The sequence below is a fragment of the Acidovorax sp. Q11 genome, assembly GCF_054950075.1.
Genome location: NZ_JBUDZG010000078.1, coordinates 1 through 1,472, shown reverse-complemented (window position 1 = coordinate 1,472; position 1,472 = coordinate 1). Strand labels below are relative to the sequence as shown.

The 1,472-nt window shown below is 59.1% G+C and carries 1 protein-coding gene; it reads right to left on the bottom strand.

Annotation, left to right across the window (positions count from 1 at the left end; all coding sequences use genetic code 11):
• Positions 1 to 57 precede the first annotated feature (57 nt).
• Positions 58 to 1,415, bottom strand: a protein-coding gene (locus ACYZGB_RS22735) for an IS3 family transposase (protein ID WP_462391256.1) whose coding sequence is annotated in 2 segments (ribosomal slippage) — positions 58 to 914 and positions 914 to 1,415 — 1,359 coding nt in all. Because the reading frame shifts where the segments join, the coding sequence is not laid out codon by codon here.
• Positions 1,416 to 1,472 lie beyond the last annotated feature (57 nt).

The following is a 1,472-nucleotide window of genomic DNA, read 5'->3' as shown; positions in this document are numbered from 1 at the left end:
TGAATCGCCCCGGTTTTGAACTGACCCCCAGAAGTTGGACGGTCACGATTCCGCCGATTAGGCGGTGCTTCTCAATCGGTATTCCACCGGACTGAGCCCCTGCAGCCGGAGCTTGATGCGCTCGTGGTTGTAGTAGTGGACGTAATCATGCACGCCTGCTTCGAGCGCATCAATGCTATCGGGCCTTTCGAGACGGAAGTACTCGGCTTTCAGGGTGCCGAAGAAGCTTTCAATCGCCGCGTTGTCGAAGCAGTTGCCCTTGCGACTCATGCTTTGCTCGACTCCGCGTCGCACGAGCATCGCTCGGTAGGGCTGCATCTTGTAGTGCCAACCTTGGTCGGAATGCACGATCAGGCCTGCGACGCAGTTGGTCCGCGAGAGCGCGGCCTCAAGCATGCTGGAAACCATCTCGAAGACCGGCCGCCTTGCCATGCGGTACGCGACGATCTCGCCGTTGTACAGGTCCATGCAGGCCGACAGGTAGAGCTTTTGGCCGCTTACATTGAACTCGGTGACATCGGTCGCCCATTTCTGGTTTGGCGCGGTCGCGCAGAAGTCGCGCTGCAGAACGTTGGGTACGTGCGCATCGCTCGTGCCCGGGACATGCCAGGAGCGCTTCTTCGCCCGGATCAACGCACGTAGCCCCATCTTTTGCATCAGACGCTGCACGCACTTGTGGTTGACCGGTTCCGCCACCCCATTGCACAACGCGGCCGTGATCCGTCTGTAGCCGTAGCGTCCTTTGTGCTCGTCATAGACAGTGCGGATCCTGGCCTCCAAGGCGCTTTGCTGGTCGGCGCGCTGGCTCGCCTGGCATTGGTAGTAGAACGTGCTGCGTGGCAGGCCTGCGACCTGCAACAGGTATGCCAATTTATGGTGATGCCTCAACCCGGCAATCAGATGCGCTTTGTCGGCGCAGCTGATCTCTTCGACCGAATCAAGGCCTGCAATTTTTTTAGGTACGCGACCTCCGCGCGTAGTCGTTCGTTCTCTTCTCGCAGGGTTTTCTCCGCATCAGCAACGACCGTGCTCGACGGTGCGGCAGAGCGTCGTTTTGGCTTCATCTTGGGTTGTTCTTCATTCCCGCGCTCGCGCGCCTGCAGGCGGCCTTGATCGAGAGTGCGCCGCCAGACCACGACTTGGTTTGGATTGCGGATGTCATAGATCGCCGCGACCTGGCGGCTGGAGAGCTGTTCGCGATCCTGATGGGACAGTACCTGCAGTTTGAACTGCGCACTGTACGTGCTGCGCTTGGGGCGCAATCCGTCTATGCCGTGCAGGCGGTAGTGGCTCACCCAAGTGCGTACCTTCTCCTCGGGAACCGACCACCGCCGAGCCAAAAGCTTCGCGCCGCCTTCGCCAGCCAAGAAGCTTTGAACCACTTCCAGCTTGAACTCCGTTTTGTACTTCTTCATGTAACCCCTTGAAGTTTGTCCAACTTCTGGGGGTCAGTTCAAAACCGGGGCGATTCA